Annotated in this window: 11 protein-coding genes; 3 read left to right on the top strand and 8 right to left on the bottom strand. The window is 42.5% G+C overall.

What is annotated here, in order from left to right:
• Positions 1–79: 79 nt before the first annotated feature.
• From ABDD95_RS17715 to ABDD95_RS17695, 5 genes are all read right to left on the bottom strand, one after another.
• A complete protein-coding gene (locus tag ABDD95_RS17715) occupies positions 80–1,765 on the bottom strand; it encodes an endo-1,4-beta-xylanase (RefSeq protein WP_345948673.1) in 1,686 nt (561 codons plus the stop codon).
• Positions 1,766–1,842: 77 nt separating this feature from the next.
• Positions 1,843–3,000, bottom strand: coding sequence for an IPT/TIG domain-containing protein (locus ABDD95_RS17710; protein WP_345948672.1), 1,158 nt, complete (start codon positions 2,998–3,000; stop codon positions 1,843–1,845).
• A 9-nt stretch (positions 3,001–3,009) separates the two neighbouring features.
• A complete protein-coding gene (locus tag ABDD95_RS17705; protein WP_345948671.1) occupies positions 3,010–4,680 on the bottom strand; it encodes a RagB/SusD family nutrient uptake outer membrane protein in 1,671 nt (556 codons plus the stop codon).
• 18 nt (positions 4,681–4,698) lie between these two features.
• The gene (locus ABDD95_RS17700; protein ID WP_345948670.1) at positions 4,699–8,094 is read right to left on the bottom strand and encodes a TonB-dependent receptor; all 3,396 of its coding nucleotides are present in this window, start codon (positions 8,092–8,094) and stop codon (positions 4,699–4,701) included.
• 198 nt (positions 8,095–8,292) lie between these two features.
• Positions 8,293–9,432: a FecR domain-containing protein gene (locus tag ABDD95_RS17695; protein ID WP_345948669.1), complete on the bottom strand. Its 1,140-nt coding sequence runs from the start codon at positions 9,430–9,432 to the stop codon at positions 8,293–8,295.
• Positions 9,433–9,577: 145 nt separating this feature from the next.
• Between ABDD95_RS17695 and ABDD95_RS17690 the strand changes: the two genes are divergently transcribed.
• The 3 genes from ABDD95_RS17690 to ABDD95_RS17680 all read left to right on the top strand — a co-directional run bounded on the left by ABDD95_RS17690 (position 9,578) and on the right by ABDD95_RS17680 (position 15,838).
• Positions 9,578–10,153, top strand: a complete 576-nt coding sequence (locus tag ABDD95_RS17690; protein ID WP_345948668.1) for a sigma-70 family RNA polymerase sigma factor — start codon at positions 9,578–9,580, stop codon at positions 10,151–10,153.
• 657 nt (positions 10,154–10,810) lie between these two features.
• Entirely contained in the window at positions 10,811–13,981 is a 3,171-nt protein-coding gene (locus ABDD95_RS17685) for a TonB-dependent receptor (RefSeq protein ID WP_345948667.1), read from the top strand.
• A 33-nt stretch (positions 13,982–14,014) separates the two neighbouring features.
• On the top strand, positions 14,015–15,838 hold the full coding sequence (locus ABDD95_RS17680; RefSeq protein WP_345948666.1) for a RagB/SusD family nutrient uptake outer membrane protein: 1,824 nt from the start codon (positions 14,015–14,017) through the stop codon (positions 15,836–15,838).
• Positions 15,839–15,883: 45 nt separating this feature from the next.
• Here the strand turns inward: ABDD95_RS17680 and ABDD95_RS17675 are convergent, their stop codons facing one another.
• From ABDD95_RS17675 to ABDD95_RS17665, 3 genes are all read right to left on the bottom strand, one after another.
• The gene (locus ABDD95_RS17675) at positions 15,884–16,246 is read right to left on the bottom strand and encodes an RNA-binding protein (protein WP_345948665.1); all 363 of its coding nucleotides are present in this window, start codon (positions 16,244–16,246) and stop codon (positions 15,884–15,886) included.
• A gap of 803 nt (positions 16,247–17,049) precedes the next feature.
• Positions 17,050–18,315: a serine hydrolase gene (locus ABDD95_RS17670; protein WP_345948664.1), complete on the bottom strand. Its 1,266-nt coding sequence runs from the start codon at positions 18,313–18,315 to the stop codon at positions 17,050–17,052.
• A gap of 497 nt (positions 18,316–18,812) precedes the next feature.
• Positions 18,813–19,079: a Trm112 family protein gene (locus ABDD95_RS17665; protein WP_345948663.1), complete on the bottom strand. Its 267-nt coding sequence runs from the start codon at positions 19,077–19,079 to the stop codon at positions 18,813–18,815.
• Positions 19,080–19,081: the final 2 nt, after the last annotated feature.

Below are 19,081 nucleotides of genomic sequence, written 5' to 3'. Positions count from 1 at the left end.
ACTTAAATATCTGGTTATAGCATAAAAAAGGAGGCTGCCATAAAGCAGCCTCCCAAACAAATTGAAACATAACTCCTCGTTATTGAGGGGTTAGGCCTTGTGTAAAACCGGCATAAGCTAGTTTCTTTTTATAATTGCTATCAAATAGTAAAGGGAAATCTGGCGATGTTGGGGTGTTTAGCCAACTATCACTATCGGCCACGCCCCAAACCGTAACACCGTAACGTTGTATAGCAGGTACGTTTTTAATGTATGATTGTATAACGTACTTGTAAAGTTTGCGCTGTAGTTCAAGCGCGTTTACCGAGGGCGCAAACGGTGCCTGTTTAGCGCCATTCAGCACAATGTCTAATTCTGATATCCTGATTTTTAAGCCGGTGGAGGCCAGTGTTTTAAACATGTAGTCTACAGCGTTAGGGTCTGTGTTAATGTTTAAGTGCATTTGTGTTCCAATGCCATCAACCAGTGCGCCGCGTTGGTTAATAAACGTAACCAGGGCTTTCATAGAGTCTGTTTTAGCACGCGAGTATTCCAGGTTATAATCATTGATAAACCTCAAAGCAGTAGGATCTGCTTCCTTAGCGTATTGAAATGCTTTGAGTACATAATTATTGTTATCATATTTACTGCCAATGTACTGCCCGTACAGGAACTGGTTAGTGATGTTGGCTGTTGGGATGGTATAGTTGGAGCTGGTCCGTACAGCGCCATTATCCAAAAATACTTCGTTAACCACATCCCAGGCCTTAATCTTTCCGGCGTATCGCTGCATGGCGGTCACAATGTACTTTTTCATCTCACCGTCAATAGCAGCCGTTTTTTGCGCATCTGTTAGTGCAGTTGCAGGGCCGCCGCTGGTTTGGTAGGTTACGGTCACATCATCAATAAAATAAGTATTAGCCGCATAACCAATATCAAACAATACCCTTGTTTGCGCTTCCCGGGCAGTAAAGGTGTAAGTATACGGTGCCCAATCGGTAGTAGTATTATAATCGGCGGAGTACTGTGCAGTTGGCTGGGTTGATATCCTCATTTTACCGCCTGCAGATGCCGCTTTGATATAAAAAGTCATAGTATAAGTGGTGCCTACCGTGGTGTTAAACAAATCGCTTGCTAACTGAACAGAGTATGCCGTTCCTGAAGCTGCTACGACTACTTTAAGTGAATGACTACCCGTGCGCACTTCGTTTGCGCCTGTACCGGCCGAAAATGAATTTCCACCATTAAACTTATTCCAATTTGCCACATCAGTGCCGTTTACGGCTTCAAAGGTGCCGTTTGCAAGCACATTAGTAGCAACCGTTCCGGTTGATTTGGGCGCAATAAGAGAATTAAGGTAGGTTGCATTTTGCTGCGAATACCATACCAGGGTATGGCCAAACACCTGCAAGCCGTTATTTGCACAAATGTTATATAACGCATCGGCTGTTGTAAAATCATAAGCACCGTTATTTCTAACTACCGAACCTTCTTTTAATTCGTTGCCAAAAGTTATGTTATTGGCTTCTCTTTTAACCGTTGCCAGGTAAGCAGCACTATTTAGCATAGGACCATAAGTTACCGCCATACCCATGTTTGGGAAAAAGGCTGCAGTTTTTGCTTTTAAGGTTCCGGCGGTATCTGCAGTAGGAATGGCTGTTGAATAAATTTCCAGCGGTATTTCGGGCGCTACGATATTTTCGTCGTCGTTCTTTTTACAAGAGGTAGTATATATAAGCATAACTCCTGCCATGGCAAATTGAAATGCTATTGATATTTTTTTCATAATTTATTGAATAACTGGATTGATGGATTAGGGTTCCGCCGTATGTGGCGGAACCTTGGAATCAATTATGGTAAAATTTATAAGAGGCCAAAATCATCAACATAATAAGTAAGCGGAACGCTTCCACTCACATTCTGTATGGCAACTTCTGTTATTACAGTAGGGTTATTAAATGCACTCAATGGCACGGTTACTTCTACATAAGTGCCGCCTACAATTTTGGCCTGTACTGCTGTATTGTAATTTTGGTTTATATACAGTTGCACGGTTTTACCATTATCGGCCGGGGCGCCATATAAAAAGTACTTGATAGAGGTTATGCCCAGGGCGCTTACATTTAATCCATTGCCGTTCGCATCTTTATAGCCTACTACAAAGCCACCATAGATATTGGCTGCATCGTCTGCTGTTGCTTTAATTGCAGCTGTGCCACGGTACACCTGTTCCTTGTTAGCAGGGTCGCGGGTTGTACTGTAGCCGCCAAATGTCCAATTGGGTGCAAATGCGTCATCATAAATCAGTGCCTTGTATACGGGCGCAGGTATACCAAACGAGTCGGTAGACTTTGCGGTGCCTCCAGGGGTAGTTACATAAAGGTTAGCCTTTACAACGCCCGCTGGTACTTTAACCTGTATACTGGTTTTGGTAGGCGTTCCCTGAATTTGTCCCGGCCGGTCATCAAACCGCACCACCGTTGCATTATCCAGTGATGAGCCTGTAATGGTAACTATGTCTCCTTCTTTGCCGGCTGTGGGCGTAAAGCTGGTGATCACGGGAGGCGGTTGGTTAATAGAAAAAGGAAATTCAACTTCGCCATACTGCGTTACTACTTTGAGTTTATTAATTTGAGCGGCACCGTAGGGCACATTCTGCGGAATAGTTACAATAATGCTTTGGTCGGTCAATAAACCTGGGTTAAAGTAAACCGAGGTGCCGTTAAAGGATACTGATTTTGTGCTTTTTAAGTTAGTACCTAAAATGGCGTACTGCGTACCCAACCGTCCGGCCTTAATGGTAGAATCAAATGCAACAGCCCTTGTTTCGTTATATATGTTATTAGAGTCCAGCGTAATTCGGTGAATAACGTTTTGTATGGTATCCAGCTTACTTATTAAGCGCACGCGCTCAATCGTAGGAGCTCCTTTGCCGCCTTCATCACTTTTTTTACAGGCAGCGAATCCAAATACTACCAATACCGATAGCAGGCAGAAGTATATTTTTAATTTCGTTCTCATGTGCTAATGTTATTTAAATGGGTAAGCAACCGGTGGATCTTTCAACTTAGGATCAGCTACAATCTCGGTAGCTGGTATTGGGAATAGCAGGTTGGCACTGGTTACGTTAGTAAGGTAACCGTTACCATAGCGCTGTGGAGGGTTACTGTTATCCGATGTGCCCTTATCCTGCTGTTTAATGATTTGTAACGCAATAGGGTGTTCGGTTTTATTGAAGCCGTCCAACCGCATCAGGTCGAAGAAGTAATCATTTTCGAACGCAAATTCACGTCTGCGCTCATCCAATAAGTCGTCTTTATAATTAGTTGGCCAGCGTTTACCTTTTTCGTTACTTCCGGGGGTGTAGTCGGGATTGGGAACAAAGCCGCTACGGTCAATTACGGTTAAGTTGCTTAAGCCTGCCCGGCGGCGTATGGTGTTTATGGCATTTAACGCTACCGGATCGGTACTGGTTTTTGCACCAGCCATAACCGCCTCGGCCAAAATAAGGTATACATCAGCATAGCGCATCATGTAAGTATTATTGGCTGATGATTGTGCACCGCCTACACCACCGTTGTCGGCAGGAGTACCTACAATATATTTCTTAACCTGTGCGTGTGTACCTTGCGAGTTGGCATCAGAAGGTACGGTATATCCGCCAGATGCCTGGTTAATTTCGTTGTACTTATCGCCTGGAATCATATAAGTAGGCTTGCGGCGCAGATCTGTCGCATCAAATTTATCCATCAGGTCAAACGTTGGTGCCATTTGTCCGTATCCATCGCCGGTGCCGGTAATAATACCGTTTAAAGCAACAGCACCCTGAAATGGATTGCCGCGGCCATAGCCGCCGCTGCCTGTCCACTGTAAGGCCACAATTGATTCTTCGTTATTGTTATTGGCGGTTAAGAACAGATCTGAAAAGGTTTTACCGGGTACATCAATACCATACAGTTTAAATTCTTTGCTGGCAATTACCTTTTCGGCCTGTGTGCGGGCATTGGGATAATCCTGCATATATAAGTATACCTTAGCCAGAAGGGCAGATGCCGAACCGCTGGATACACGGGCATTAGATGGCGAAGATCCTGTTCTAACTGCAGGAGAACAATTAGCTTCGGCATATTTCAGGTCGTTAACAATAAATTTGTAAACGTCGGTAACCACATGCCGGTTTACCTGATAATTATCTACATAATCCAGGCTGTTTTCAATGATAGGCACCGGGCCAAATATCCGTACCAGATGAAAGTACGCCAGAGCCCGCCATAAGTGGGCTTCACCTAAAGCGTTTTTAACAACGGCTTGATCTACAGACGAAGGCACCTTAGTTGGCAAGTTGTTTATAATTCCGTTTGCTTGCGCAACTTCAATAAACAGGGAGTTCCATACAGACGAAATCTCGAAATTAGTGCCCGTAACAGAAAAGTCCTGAAAATTGATAATATCCGGAGACCAGGTGCGCCCGTTGCCGCCGCTTATTTCGGTTATAGCCCAGCCGCCCTTGGTACAATAGCCAAACCAGGGCGCACTGTATAATATTGTGGTGCTCGTTCTTACCTGTTCGGCTGTTTGGTAATAATTATCAAGCGTAATCTGACTTTTAGGCGGGCGATTAAAGTATTCTTTTTTACAAGCTGAGAAAGATGCAGCCAGTAATACTGTTAGGCTTAAAAATGCTTTTATATTAATTTTCATATTCATTAAGCTTTATTTTTAGAACTGTGCATTAATACCAAATACAATGGTACGCGGAATAGGGTAGCGCCCCAGATCTACGTTGGTTAAAAACACATTTTGATTGATTGATCCTACTTCGGGGTCCAAACCTTTGTATGGTGTAAATACATAGAGGTTTTGCCCGCTGGCGTATACCCGTAGGCGGCTTATGCTCAATTTTTGAATGAGGCTTGCCGGTAAGTTATAGCCAATGCTAACGTTTTGAACCCTCAGGAACGAGCCGCTTTGCACAAAACGATTAGAACTATACAAATTGGGATTATCACCGCCTACAGGCCGTGGGGTAGGAGCGTCTGCATTGTTTGGCGTCCAGAAATTAGCGGCTGATGCTAACTGGTTTTGATACAAACTCCCTAAGCCGGCAGTTTGGAAAGATAATATGTTATAAATTTTAGCTCCGTAAGATCCGTTGAGGAAAATAGACAGATCAAAGTTTTTGTAGTTAAAAGTATTGGTGATACCGTAAGTAAACTTAGGATTTGGATTGCCGATACCCGACTGGTCGTTTTCGTCAATCTTGCCGTCGTTATTTAAATCCTCAAACTGTATATCACCCAGCCATGTACCGCCTGAACCTGTTCTAACCGGACGGCCAAACTGTACGGGTGCATTTCTGAGCTGGCTTTCGGTTCTGAAAATATCTTTAACCGTGTAGCCATAATATTGTCCAACTGGCGAACCAACAACCGTACGCGTTGGCGTTAACGACAAGAAGCTGGTAACAACATTTTGTTGTATATACGGCACGCCTGTGTATAGTGAGAGTACCTTGTTGCTGTACCTGCTAAAAATGAGTTTAGTATCCCACTTAAAGTTTTTCGATGCAATATTTTTGCTGTTGATGCTAAACTCAAAGCCTTTGGCAGATAGCTTACCACCATTGGCATAAGGCGGATTGATTACAGCGGTTCCGGAAAAAGCAGCGTTTTGACCAAGCAGGAAAGCCGGAAGTGCTCTCTGGAACAGGAAGTTCTTTGAACTTTTGTCAAAGTAATCGAACGTAGCATCTATGCGGTTATTAAGCAAGCTAAAATCGATACCCAGGTCGGTTTGTACAGCAGTTTCCCAAGTTAGGTTTTGGTTAGGTACTTTGTCAATGGCAAAGGCAGTTCCAATACCGGTTGGTACTGCATTAAGTGCCGAGCCGTACAGGTAACTCGGTACTCCCTGATTACCTGTTTGGCCGTAACCAAATCTGATTTTAATGTTATCAGCTATCGATTTGAATTTTGCCATAAATGGCTCTTCGGATAAGCGCCATGATAGTGCAAATGAAGGGAAGTAGCCTGTTTGGAACCCTTGGGCAAACTTAGATGAACGGTCTATCCGGTAGGTTGCTGTTAAGCTGTAGCGATTGTTATAGGTATAGATGATACGGCCATATTTCGACTCGATAATATCATTATTACCAACAAACTCGCCAACGGTAGCTGTTTTTGCATCGCCTAAGTTTAACGACTGCAGGTCATTGGTTAGGAAATTTTGAACCCCTGCCGAGTGGTCGTTGTAGACGGAGTTAACCAACTCGTAACCTAATAAACCGGTAACATTGTGTTTTTTGCCGAAAGTGTGATTGTAAGTAAGATATTCTTTCCAGCTCCAAAAGTTTGAATTGGTATAATACTCCTGTAATGACGCTGTTGGGTTTATAAAGCGCGGACCGTAGCTGTAAGTAGGCCTGAACAGCTTAGCTGCCGAAAAATTAAAGTCTCCGTTTAATTCAGACCGTAAGGTTAGGTCTTTATAAAATTTCAGATCAGCATATAAGCTGCCATTAAAGTTACTGCGGGTCAGTAAATTGGTTATATCTAACGCTTGGGCTACCGGGTTAATCTGCCCGCCAACCTGGTCGGCCTGTGGGCCGGCGTAAGAACCATCGGCATTCCGGACAACCTGATCAGGCGCGCTTAGCAGCGCAGTATAGATAATGCCGGTATTATTACTTAGTGAGGTGTTTTGAATGCTGCGGCTGGCCGACAGGGTTGTGCCAACCTTAAACCAACTTTTTACCTGCGAATTTACGTTTGTACGAATGTTGAAACGCCTGAAATCGTTACCCAACACGGTACCGTCTTGGGTAACGTATCCACCCGAAATATAGTAATCGGTTGCTGTGTTAGCGCCAGAGAATGAAGCCTGGTGGCTTTGTTGAGGGGCCGTTTTAAAGATCTCATCCTGCCAGTCGGTTCCTTCGCCTAACAAATCCTGGTTGGCGAACTCACCGCGGCGAGCCTGCCCTATGTTGTCGGCTAAGGCATTCTGCAGCCTGGCGTACTGTTTCAGGTTCATCATTTTCAGGAATTTACCCTGTTGCTGAAAACCATAGTAACCATCGTAACCAATGCGCATGCTACCTGCCTTGCCACGTTTAGTTGTAATGATAATTACACCGTTAGAGCCTCGGCTGCCATATATTGCAGTTGCCGAAGCGTCTTTTAACACTTCAATGTTCTCAATATCGCTTGGGTTAAGGAAGGATAAAGGACTAACACCTACCTCGCCATTGTTTGGCGAGAGTGCCTGCGACCGGCCGCTGCTGCTCCGATTGTTGGCATCGCCAGAAATGGCAACACCATCTATAACATACAATGGCTCGTTAGATAAGCTTAGCGATGTTATGCCCCTTATATGTACCGAAGTTGCGCTGCCCGGACCGCCCGAATTTTGTGTGATGGTTATGCCTGAGGCCTTGCCTTGCAAAAGCTGATCAACGCTTACTTGCGGAATGTTAGCAATATCTTCTGCCTTAACTGATGATATGGCACCGTTTATATCTGAGCGCTTTTGTGCACCATAGCCTATAATTACCACATCATTTAAAGCAGAGCGGGTTTCAACTAAGGTTACGTCCAGCTTTGTGCGGTTTGCAGCGCCTACCTCTTGAGTTGCAAAGCCAACAAAACTGAAAACAAGTGTTTCGTTGCCCTGCGGCAGCGTGATGGTGTATTGGCCGCTGGCATTAGAAACAACGCCGGTTTTTGCACCCTTAATTTTAATGTTAACACCAGGTAATGGCACGCCTTTATCATCAACCACTGTACCCGATACCACAATCGATTGCATTGCTGTAGTTATCAAATCCTTTCGTTTAATAACTACGGTATTCTGGTTAATAACAAAAGTTAGCGGCTGGTTTCTGAAACACAGCTCAAGTGCTTCCGTAAGGTTGCGGTCTTTTACGCTCAGATTTACAAGCCGCGAATCTTTAATGGTAATTGCGTTGTAAATAAAATTATAGCCCGTTTGCCGGCTTATGTTGTTCAAGACCTCATCTAATGGGGCGTTCTTAACGCTTAGGCTAACTTTCTGGGCAAATGTTCTGGCGCTTACCTGCATAATTGCAATCAAGCATAACATCAGGGTTATTTTCATTACCTTAAAAAGCTTAGGTTTAATGCAGGAGCGAGCCCCGCAAATAATTGCAGTAAAATTTTTGTACATTTGAATGTTAGGTATAAATAATTGGTTGTGAACACGATTGGTTATGGTTGCCTAACTGGGCTTATGGCCTGTAGCCAGGAATGCTGCGAACATTCCTGGTATTTTTTTAGGTAACCGGTAATGTAATAATTATTCCATAACGGTTACTCTCCTTCCTTCGGTTTTAAAGTGTATAGTTCCTGTGAGTTCCAAATTTTTCAAAACTTCTGTGAGGCTTTTAGACCGGGATATACGCCCGCCAAAAACCATGTTTTGCAAATCTCCTTTATAGACAACTTCTACATCATACCATCGGGCGATCTGTTGCATAATTGCAGTTATACGTGCATTGCGGAATAAAAAAATGCCGCTCTTCCATGCAATTGCTTCTTCCACATCAACATTTTGTATATCAAAGCTTTGCATATCGGGCTGTAGTTGGGCTTGCTGACCAGGAACAAGCAGTTTCTTTGCTCGTCCTCTGGAAATAGCTACCGAACCCTCTAACAATGTAGTTTTTGAAGCTTCAACTCCGGGGTATGCAGTTATGTTAAAATGTGTACCTAATACCTCCACTTCCTCATCTTTAAACGCAACTTTAAACGGCATCGTTTTATTTTTAGCTACTTCAAAATAGCCTTCGCCACTAAGTTCAACTTTGCGTTCTGCGCCTGTAAATGCCACCGGGAAGCGTAGCGTAGAGGCTGCATTGAGCCAAACTTTACTGCCATCCGGTAGTATAATTTGGTATTGCCCGCCTCGCGGGGTGCTGATTGTATTGTATTCAACTTTGCCTGTCACCAGCGGTGCTGGCACTTCATATTGCAGTATACCATCCTGCTGTTTTTTTATCGTTACTTGCCCTTTAGCAAGGATGGTAGCATTACCTACTGTATTTAGTTCAATTGTTTTGCCGTTTGCCAGTGTTAGTATGGCCTTGCTGCTATCTGTATAAGCATGTTTTATTTGATTTTTACGGGTTGCTACGGTTAGCCGTTTATCAGGCTCTGCTATGTAAAATAATGCAGCCCCCATAATAATAAGCACAACAGCTGCCGCTGCCCATTGCCAGGTAAACCTAAAGTGTGCATGCTTCCTCATGTTAAGGCTTTCGTCCAACTTGCTCAATAATCTGGTTTCAATGCCGCGGTAACGGTCCTTGTCTTCTTCCGGATGAAGGGTTTTAAGTTCAAAATCATCCTCGTATGCCATTATTTTTTCAATCTCTAAAGGCGTAGCTTTACCTGCCAGGTGTTTTTCATAAAGTAACAGGTATTCTTCTCGCGTCATGAAATTGGTTGGTTTGTTTGATCTTTGTAATAGTATAGAGTAGCAAGTACAGGTACCACACACATACCAACAGTAAATAATTATTAATTAAAAAATTGGTAATTATTTTTAATAGCTGTAGCTTTACTTTACAACCAATTATACTATGGCATACAGCTCATTGAGCGACGCCAACCTCTGGAATCTTGTAATAGATGACGATTACCGTGCTTTTACCGTACTGTTTCAGCGTCATTGGGTGCGTTTGTACAAAACGGCTCTTAATTATATTAAAGATGAGCAGGTGTGCGAAGAGCTCATTCATGACTTGTTTCTGAACTTATGGAACCGCAAACGGTATTTAAATATTAACAATTTCAGTGCTTATCTGAAAGTGTCACTTCGTTACCATGTTTACGCCCAGTTAAAAAAGCAAAAGACATCTCCTATACAACTACAGGAGGACTTGTGTGACACAGTTTATGAACTTAATGCCGCCTATGAGAAGCTGTGTTACCGGGATATGGAGGATGAGCTTCACAAGCAAATGAAGACGCTTCCCCTTCGTTGTCAGGAAATATTTAAGCTGAGCCGCACTGAGCAATTAAGCAATACCGAAATTGCTATAAAGCTTGGTATCTCTAAACGCACGGTAGAAAATCAAATTACTGTTGCTTTGAAATATATACGTGGTCACATTAAAGATATAGCCATGCTAATGGTGATACTTTTGCACTGGTAGCGCCTTCCTTCTTCTTTATCCTTGTTATAATTAACCAGGTTGTAACTAATAACGAACCTTTCTTTTAATTTCATTAAACCTCTTGGTAAAAAAGTCTCGTTTAACATTACAGCAATCTTCCATCCTGATTTTTTCATACATAGTTAAAAGCAACTCACTGTGCGGATTTACACGACGCATAAATTCATGATCAACATACAACAAATATTGCATGTAAAGTGTATATGCCTCATTAAAAGGAGTTTATGATTTACTTTTGGGCTTGTTTTTTTACGTTTGCTATACATCCGTTGTATCATTCGGAACAAATATGAGATGAAAGATTTCATTGCTCTTATACCTTTACCATCACCTAAAAAGAAGAAATTATTTTTTACTGACTGTATTGGCAGTAAGTTCAATCCGGTACATATCCGGTGAGGCTTATGGCGTTACTGGTAGATGAGAAATGAAAAGGATGAATCCTTTTTTTTTAACCACTAACTGCAATCGATTGCAAGTAGTTGAATTGACAACAAAACCAATTATAAATTAATATGAGAAACAAGTACTATTAACCACTCCAAAATTAGCTGTATACTACTGCACTTTCAGCATTGCTGGGTGCCTGCTGTTCTACAGCTCAGCCTAATTATTAAACCAATAAACAAAATTATTATGCAAAAAAACAGACTTACTATGTTATGGAAGTCAATGCTTATCGCCTTAGGGATTTGCTTTATTTCCATTCATATTTATGCACAGTCCAGAAACATTACAGGTACAATTGTAGACGAAAAAGGCGAAACTTTGGTTGGCGCAACCGTTAAAATAAAAAGCGGATCGTTAACCACCACAACAAATGTAAACGGCCAGTTTACGCTTAATGTACCACCAAGCGAAACCGCCCTTATTGTGACTTATATTGGTTATACCGATCAGGAAGTTTCTATAAATGCACAGAGTAACAATCTCCGTATCCAACTTACCTCCAATGCCCGTAATTTAAATGACGTGGTGGTGGTGGGTTACGGCTCACAGCGCAGAAAAGATGTAACCGGATCTGTTACCTCGGTTTCTGAAGCCACACTTGAAGAAGTGCCTGCACCTAACTTAATAGCCCAATTAAAGGGGCGTGCTGCCGGTGTGACTATTGTAAATAACAGTTCAACCCCGGGCGCTGCAGGATCTATCCGTATCCGTGGTAACCGTACCATTACCAGGGGCAGCAACAGCAGCAGTGACAATGCTGATGCTCCTTTGATCGTATTAGATGGTGTGCCTTATAATGGTAGCATAAATGACTTTAGCCCTGACGACGTTTCGAGCATTGACATCTTAAAGGATGCCTCTGCAACAGCCATTTATGGTTCTAGAGGTGCGGGTGGTGTTATATTGGTGACTACTAAACGCGGCCGCACCGGCAAAGCAGTTATTACCTATGACGGCTATTATGGTATTTCGAGCATTTTGGGTAAGTATAAGTTGTTTAACGGGCCTGAATTTGCCCAGTTTAAGGCAGATGCCGCTACTTATGCACAAACTAATCCTGGTCAAACCGGTTACGGCCTTACGCAATCGGAAAAGGATGCCTTAGCTGCCGGTATTTCTACCGATTGGCAAGATCTTATTTATCAGCATGGTTCTATAAGTAACAACCAGATCAATATTTCTGGCGGTAGCGAAAAGACCCAATTTGGTGTAGGGGCCGGCTATTTTACTGAAACCGGTATTATACCAAACCAAAATTTTAAGAGGGCAACGCTCCGCACTACTATCGATCACCGTATTAATGACCGTATCAAAGTAGGTGTTAACTCTATTACTACATTATCTTACTCAAACACGCCGGGTGGGGGTAACGTACCATTCAATTTGGCGCGTTTAACGCCGCTGGCATCGCCATACAATGCTGATGGTACTTTGAATTTACGTCCGGCATCCCAAACTCTTGATGCTACTCAAGTAAACCCTTTAACGCTCATTACCCGGGCCGATGATATTGTTGCCCGTAACAAACGCTTAAGAACCTTTAACAGCCTTTATGGGGAAGTAAACATTTTTGACGGATTAAGATACCGCCTGAATGTTGGTTTAGATTACCGTACTGAAAATGGAGATGGATATAACCCCGCAGGTACGCTTGTAAATGCAAATGATGGTCAAAGCTCAAGCAATGGTAGCTTTTCCTCAGGTTATAATTACTCTTACAACATTCAAAACTTGCTGTATTACGATAAAACCTTTGCCCAAAAACATAAGGTAAGCTTTACAGGCTTGTTTGAAATTAACAAAGAGCAAAACAGGAGCAACCGCTTTACAGTAACAGGTATACCTGCCGATTATATTGGTAATACCAACTTTGGCTTAGCCAGCGGTACTATCTTAAGCGATGTAAATAACAACTTCTTTTCAGAGCGCGGACTTGTATCTTATATGGGCCGGCTGAATTACGGTTTTGATGATCGTTACCTGGTTACAGCCACAGTGCGTGTGGATGGTTCATCAACCTTATCACCTGGTAATCAATACTTCACCTATCCGGCTTTAGGCTTGGGCTGGAACATTACTAACGAGCAGTTTGCAAAACCATGGAAGGTTGTATCTAACCTAAAATTGCGTGGCGGCTATGGTATATCAGGTAACCGTAATGTTGATCCGTATACTACATTGGGCTTGCTTTCGGCCTCTGCTTATAACTTTGGGCAAGCGGTTGCTGGTCAACAATTAGCCTACTATGTGTCTACACTGGCCAACAACGCGTTGGGCTGGCAGTCCACCGCACAGTGGGATGTTGGTTTGGACTTTGGTTTACTTAATAACCGTATTACTGGTGTTATTGACGTTTATGATCAAAAAACGAAAGACATATTACTGCCTGTAGCTTTGCCTGCTAGTATTGGTGCGGGTGAAACTGTTAAAAACCTTGGTAAAACACGTGGCCGTGGTTTGGAAGTAACTTTAACAACCGTAAACTTTCAATCTAAAAACGGTTTTAACTGGAGCACAGATTTAAACTGGTTTTTTAACCGCGAGGAGATCACGCAGCTTACCACGCCGCAAGAGTTAAATAACGTAGGTAATGGATGGTTTGTTGGACAGCCTTTAAGCGTTATTTATGATGTTAAAAAGATAGGCATCTGGCAAACTGAAGACAAGAATAACGGCACGCTTGCCCGGCAAACCTCTCCGGTGCAAATTCCGGGACAAATAAGGGTTGAGGATATAGATGGTAACAACAGAATAGACGCAAATGACCGTCAGATTATAGGTAATTTCCAACCTAAATGGGAGGGTGGTATCACTAACCGCTTCAGCTATAAAGGCTTTGATTTATCGGTTGTTATCAATGCGCGTATAGGTATGAAAGTGCTGGTTCCGTATCTTTCAAATGATGGTTCGACCAATGGTTATGCATTTTTCATGACCTCACGTTTAAATCAGGTAAAGGTGAATTATTGGACAGCCAATAACCCAACCAACGAGTTCCCCGCACCTGATGCAAATAATCAGGCTTCTAACTTTTTATCAACCCTGGCTTACCGCGATGGCTCGTTTATCAGAGCCCGGAGCATAAACTTTGGTTATACGGTGAGTCCTGCTTTTATTAAGAAAGCTGGTTTAAGCACCCTGAGATTTTACCTGAATTGTACCAACCCATTCATTATTTATTCGCCACTGGTTAAATCGGGCTTGGCAATGGATCCTGAAGGCAACGGTTATGGTGGTGCTGTGACTGGCTACAGTTCACCTAGTAATCAGGTTAGTGCTCCTACACGTCAGGTAAGTGTTAATATCAATAACCCGTCTACGCGTCAGTTCATATTGGGTGTAAACGCCAGGTTTTAATCAATTAAAAGAAAATTATTAAAGAATTCAGATATGAAAATTAATAAGATAGTAACCTACACGCTGTTGTTGTGCACAGCGCTTTCGGGCAATGGTTGCAAAAAATTACTCGAAGAGCATCCCCAATCTTCTGTTGTTCCTTCGTTTTTTAATACACCCGCCGGAGTTTTGGGTGGTATAGCTGGTGCTTACCAATTGTTAAGAGCCGGAACCTACGGTACTGAAGGTTTCAACACACAATTAGTAGCCGGTACAGACGATCACCTATCAGGTGCAGGATCAAGCAGCAGGTTAAACACCTATAATGGCTTAGTGGGAGACGATGCAAGTGCTGGCTGGAGTAATTTTTACCAGGCTATTAACACACTGAACGGTGTGTTGGAGTATGGTACAAGTATCGATTTGCCAGATGCTACACGCAAGAGCTACCTTGCACAAGCCAAGTTTATGCGGGCTTTCTGTTATTTTATGCTGGTACAGCAATATGGTGATGTGCCCTTACACACCACCTTTATTACCGTGCCTACTCAGGCCGATACACGTGCACCTGTAGCCGACGTTTATGCTCAAATCATTAAAGACCTAAACGAGGCGTCAGCAGATTTGCCGAATACCGTAACAGCGCCTTTTTTAGGCAAAGCTGCTACCAAATCAACTGCACTTTTCTTATTGGGCAAAGTATACCTTACCCGCGGCTGGTTAAATAACACACAATCTGACTTTCAGCAGGCTTATGACATTTGCAACGGTATTATTACCAACAAGGGCACTTACGGGCTTGATTTGTGGCAAGATTACGCTGATGCCTTTAACCCAGCGAATGACTACGGTAAAGAAACCATGTTTGTGAGCGATCATACTATTGATCCTAAATATGGTACTTTTAATTTGGGTGGCGCTGAAGCCAGCGGCCCTGTAAACCTGCAACCATGGTTTTACAACTTTAATTACCCTACCTTCAGCGCTGTTAATACCTTTAAAACAGCTGCAGGTGCTCTTTCAAGCAGCGGCTCGAGCGGTATGGTTAGAGATGTGCCCTACGGTCGTCCGTTCATCCGGACCCGGCCAAATACCGACCGCTTAACAACAGGCCCTAACGCAGGCAAACGTTATATTTTAGACCAGGCTTTTGTTAATCGTACAGCTGACGCCAGATATGATGGTACCTTTTTTAAGGCTTGGATATCTAATACGCCACTTACCAATGAGGCAAATGCAGCAAACAATACCCGTGGTATAACCTACAGTATGGTACCCGGTGTAGATACGGCCATTTATATGCCCGATTTTGAAGTAACAGGTGCACCTCAGTTCATTGGTACCCGTCCGTTTAAGGGCATTGTGATTCCGCCAAGTTTGTGGAACGCTAACTATTTTCCTTCGGTAAGGAAATTTATGGATCCGAGCCGTGCTCCGGCTAACTTTAATGATCCATCTTCACGTCCGGTTGTGATATACCGTTTTGCTGATGTGTACATGACAGCTGCCGAAGCAGCCTTTAAATTAAATAATTTAGGTAATGCTGCAGCAATGCTTAACGTGATCAGGCAACGTGCCGCCTTCCGTAAAACAAATACAGCTACCGAAAATGCTGCCGCTGTCACAGCTATGACTATTACGGCCGCTAACGTTACACTTGATTTTATATTAGACGAACGGACCCGCGAGTTTTATGCAGAAACACAAAGGTGGCTTGACCTTGTACGTACCAAATCATTAGTTAGACGCGTGCAAGCCTGGAACCCCGAAGCGGCTCCTTACATCAAAGATTTCCATGTGCTAAGACCCATACCTCAATCTACTCAGATTGACCGGGTTGTTGAAGGTGCTAAAATGCCTCAAAACGCTGGTTATTAATGATAAATAAGAAAGGCCTGTCGGTTAAGACAGGCCTTTCTTATTTTAAGCCCTTGGCCGCCTAGGCCTTTTTTCTTGTTCTTCGAATGGTTTTCGACCAGGTTTGTTATTGCCTGATGAACCAAAGGTTGGCGGACGGCTAAACCTGGGCTTTGGGGCCACTGGTTTGTCCTCGCTAATTTTAACAGTTAATTCTCTGTCGCCCATTCTTTCGCCATCCAGTGCAATAACCGTATTTTCTGCATCGTCAAGGCTTTCCATTTCTATAAAGGCATATCCTTTGCATTTACGGGTCTGTTTATCCCTAACAATTTTTATGGTGGCAATATCACCATGGGGCGCTATGAGTTTGGCAAGATCCATTTCTGAGATCTCTAACGGAAAACCGCTTATAAAAAGTTTTGTCATTTCTGATAAGGCTGGTAAACAATCCTAAAGTTAAATAAAATGTACACCGATTAGCATGAGTAAACAATTAGTTACATCGGTAAACCTGCAACGTCTGTTGCCTGGGTAGCTTGCTAGTTATAAACGTTGGAAAGTTCAAGTTATTCTGCAACTAATAAACAGCTTTATGTAAAACAATAACCTGAAGAATAGTTTTAATTATGTTACACTACTTAAATTGAAAACGCCTCGATGTTAGCATTTTGATACATTTCGAAAAAAATATGCATCATGCGTAGAGGGAGGATTCTCTTATAGCACTTAAAGGAAATTTGATATTATAAGGTACGTCTACAAACTAAAATAGTTTTGGTTGTAACCTGGCATTTATAGGACCGATACTTAGATGGTTTAGAAAATTGAAAGTTTTTAAGAAAACTATAAGTACCCTAACGATGCGAACTTTTATCGATCATAAAAAGGACTTATCCGTGATTTTTGGAGATATAGCAATGGAGGCCTAGTATTTGAACAATAAACGCATAGCGAGCCCATTACGGGTACCCGTGAGTTGTGCAAGGATTATTCTCAGCATGAATAGTTGGAGTTCATTTTAAAGGAATTGCTTCCGAGCATCCAGTATGCAACTGGAGGCGTTAGAACTCATTATGATTTGGTTTACGGCTATTAAGTGATATCTCCGTCAGGCGTTCATTTTGCCCCGTACATGCTCTTGAAAATTATTTCACAGTATTCGTCGTATGGAAACAATGATAGCAACGGTTAAGATTGATAATGTTGGTTCTGTTGCAATTCTTTATAGTTTAATTAGTCTTAGGCGCCTCATTAGCACTGCCGTTTTGGTAAAGTATAACTTTCGTCACATTACCACTTTTGTCTTTAATAAATTCTAATTGGGCATCTACTACCTTCATGAAAAACTTACTTGCAGTTTCTGGAAACAGTCCTATTATTTCCTGGCCGGTTAAGCGAACGTATAACTGTTTGTTTTCGGTAAAAATAGTCAAAACCGCCCCCGGGGCAAGGGTGTAATTGCCACAATAACTCTGTAGCGTGAAATCCTCTAATGCTATATTTTTTTCTGTCTTGGAGCGGTATAATCCTTTAAAGCCATAAACCTTGGCTACGCTGTTAATAATTTCAGGAATCAACCTTGTATTAACCGAATTAGTCATTACCACTACGCCATTACCATTGGTCAAGCTCCCAAAGTACTGACTATAAAAACCATAGGTTAACCCATCGTGTTCAAAGTACTTTTCGCCATCAAAGTTATCAATAAAAACGCCCAATGCCGCCCTTTGGTCTAGGTAAGGCGTTAACATTAATTTAGCAAAGTGTGAATTTAAATAAGTACCCGGTTTGCCTTTATAAGCTTCTTGAATCGCTATAATGTATTTTGCCAAATCCGTTGGCGTTGTCCACAATCCAGCCGCAGCTTTTTCAGGGTAAAGATGAAACTTGCCTTCGATCTGCTTCCCGTTATCATAATAACCCGTAGCGACAACATGAGTTCCTTTTTTATTTGGGACAGCAAACGTACTGTTTACCATATTTAAACGCTTCAACACCTCGTTTTGCATATATCGATCATAGGTCTGGTGAGTAACATCTTCAACTATCAATTGTGAGATAGTGGTTCCTCCACCAGAATATTCGTGCCTTTTGCCAGGCGCAAAAATCGAATGTATAGCTGTTGAATTTGCGGGTTTTACGCCTCGGATTACCTGCAAAATAGATGGAATAGCGTCATTTTCGCTGTAACCGACAAATCCTGGGACGTTCAACTCCGCCGTATGACTTAACAGGTTAGCGAGCGTTATACTATGCCCTTGCGACAGTGAATCATACGGGAATTTCCATGAGATTAGGTATTTATTAATATCGGTGTTTAGGTCAACACTTCCCGTTTGAACCAGCTTTAGAATGCCAATGGCATTTATAGACTTGCTAATTGAACCCGCTTGAAAAAGCGTCTGGTTGGTCACCGGTGATTTTGCAGCGGCATTGGCTAAGCCATAGCCTTTCGCCCATTCGAGTTTATAATTATTAATTACTGCAATGCTCACTCCCTTAACGTTATAATGCGCCATCCGTTGCCAGATCGTCCACCCCTGAGTGTCTTTTGATCTGACAGGGCCAACTAAGCTTCTTTCAACTAAATTTATTCGCTGCTTAATTGCCTTCGTTTGAGCACTGGCGGTTAAGCCCGCAAATGCTGTTAAAAGTATAGTTAGTGATAAAAGGTTCCTCATTTGATTTGTTTAGATTGACATGAACGCCGGTGCTCGCATAAGCAATACGACATTAAACATATAACAATCTAGTGAAGAGCTTGAGGCGTTTAACATCATTTAACATATTATTTGCTATTTGAAACATTTACAGGAAAACAGCAGAAAAAAATGCAAAGGGTGTACAAGTTGCAGCAACAAAAAGCAAACGAAGCTAGCAGAACTTAAAACCGCCCAACCTTAACAGGCAATGAAGCTGAAGTTTCACTAAAAGCGACTTTCACAAATGAGAGGTCTTAACATGGCAAACGATAACTAAACCTTGGAAAATCTCAGGCTCCGTTAGGCAATAGTTTGATATCGTTTATGCCATACTCTAATTTCCAGCGTTCTATTACTGGTTGTTCGAGTTGAATCTGCCGGTATTCATCCGGTGCCATAATGGGCACGCCGTATACGATCGGATATCGGCGTTGGCAGTGCAAGCAGCTCAATATGCCTTCCACAATGTTTTCGTTAAGGCCTTTAGCCAATACCTGTAATTTCAAATCCTGCTTATCGAAAGGGCAGCAAAGCTTTTCTATGGTTTTCAGTTGCATAA

This window comes from Mucilaginibacter sp. PAMB04274 (assembly GCF_039634385.2).
GTDB lineage: Bacteria > Bacteroidota > Bacteroidia > Sphingobacteriales > Sphingobacteriaceae > Mucilaginibacter.
Note: the sequence above shows the minus strand (reverse complement) of the source record. Positions and strands in the feature narration are given on the sequence as shown.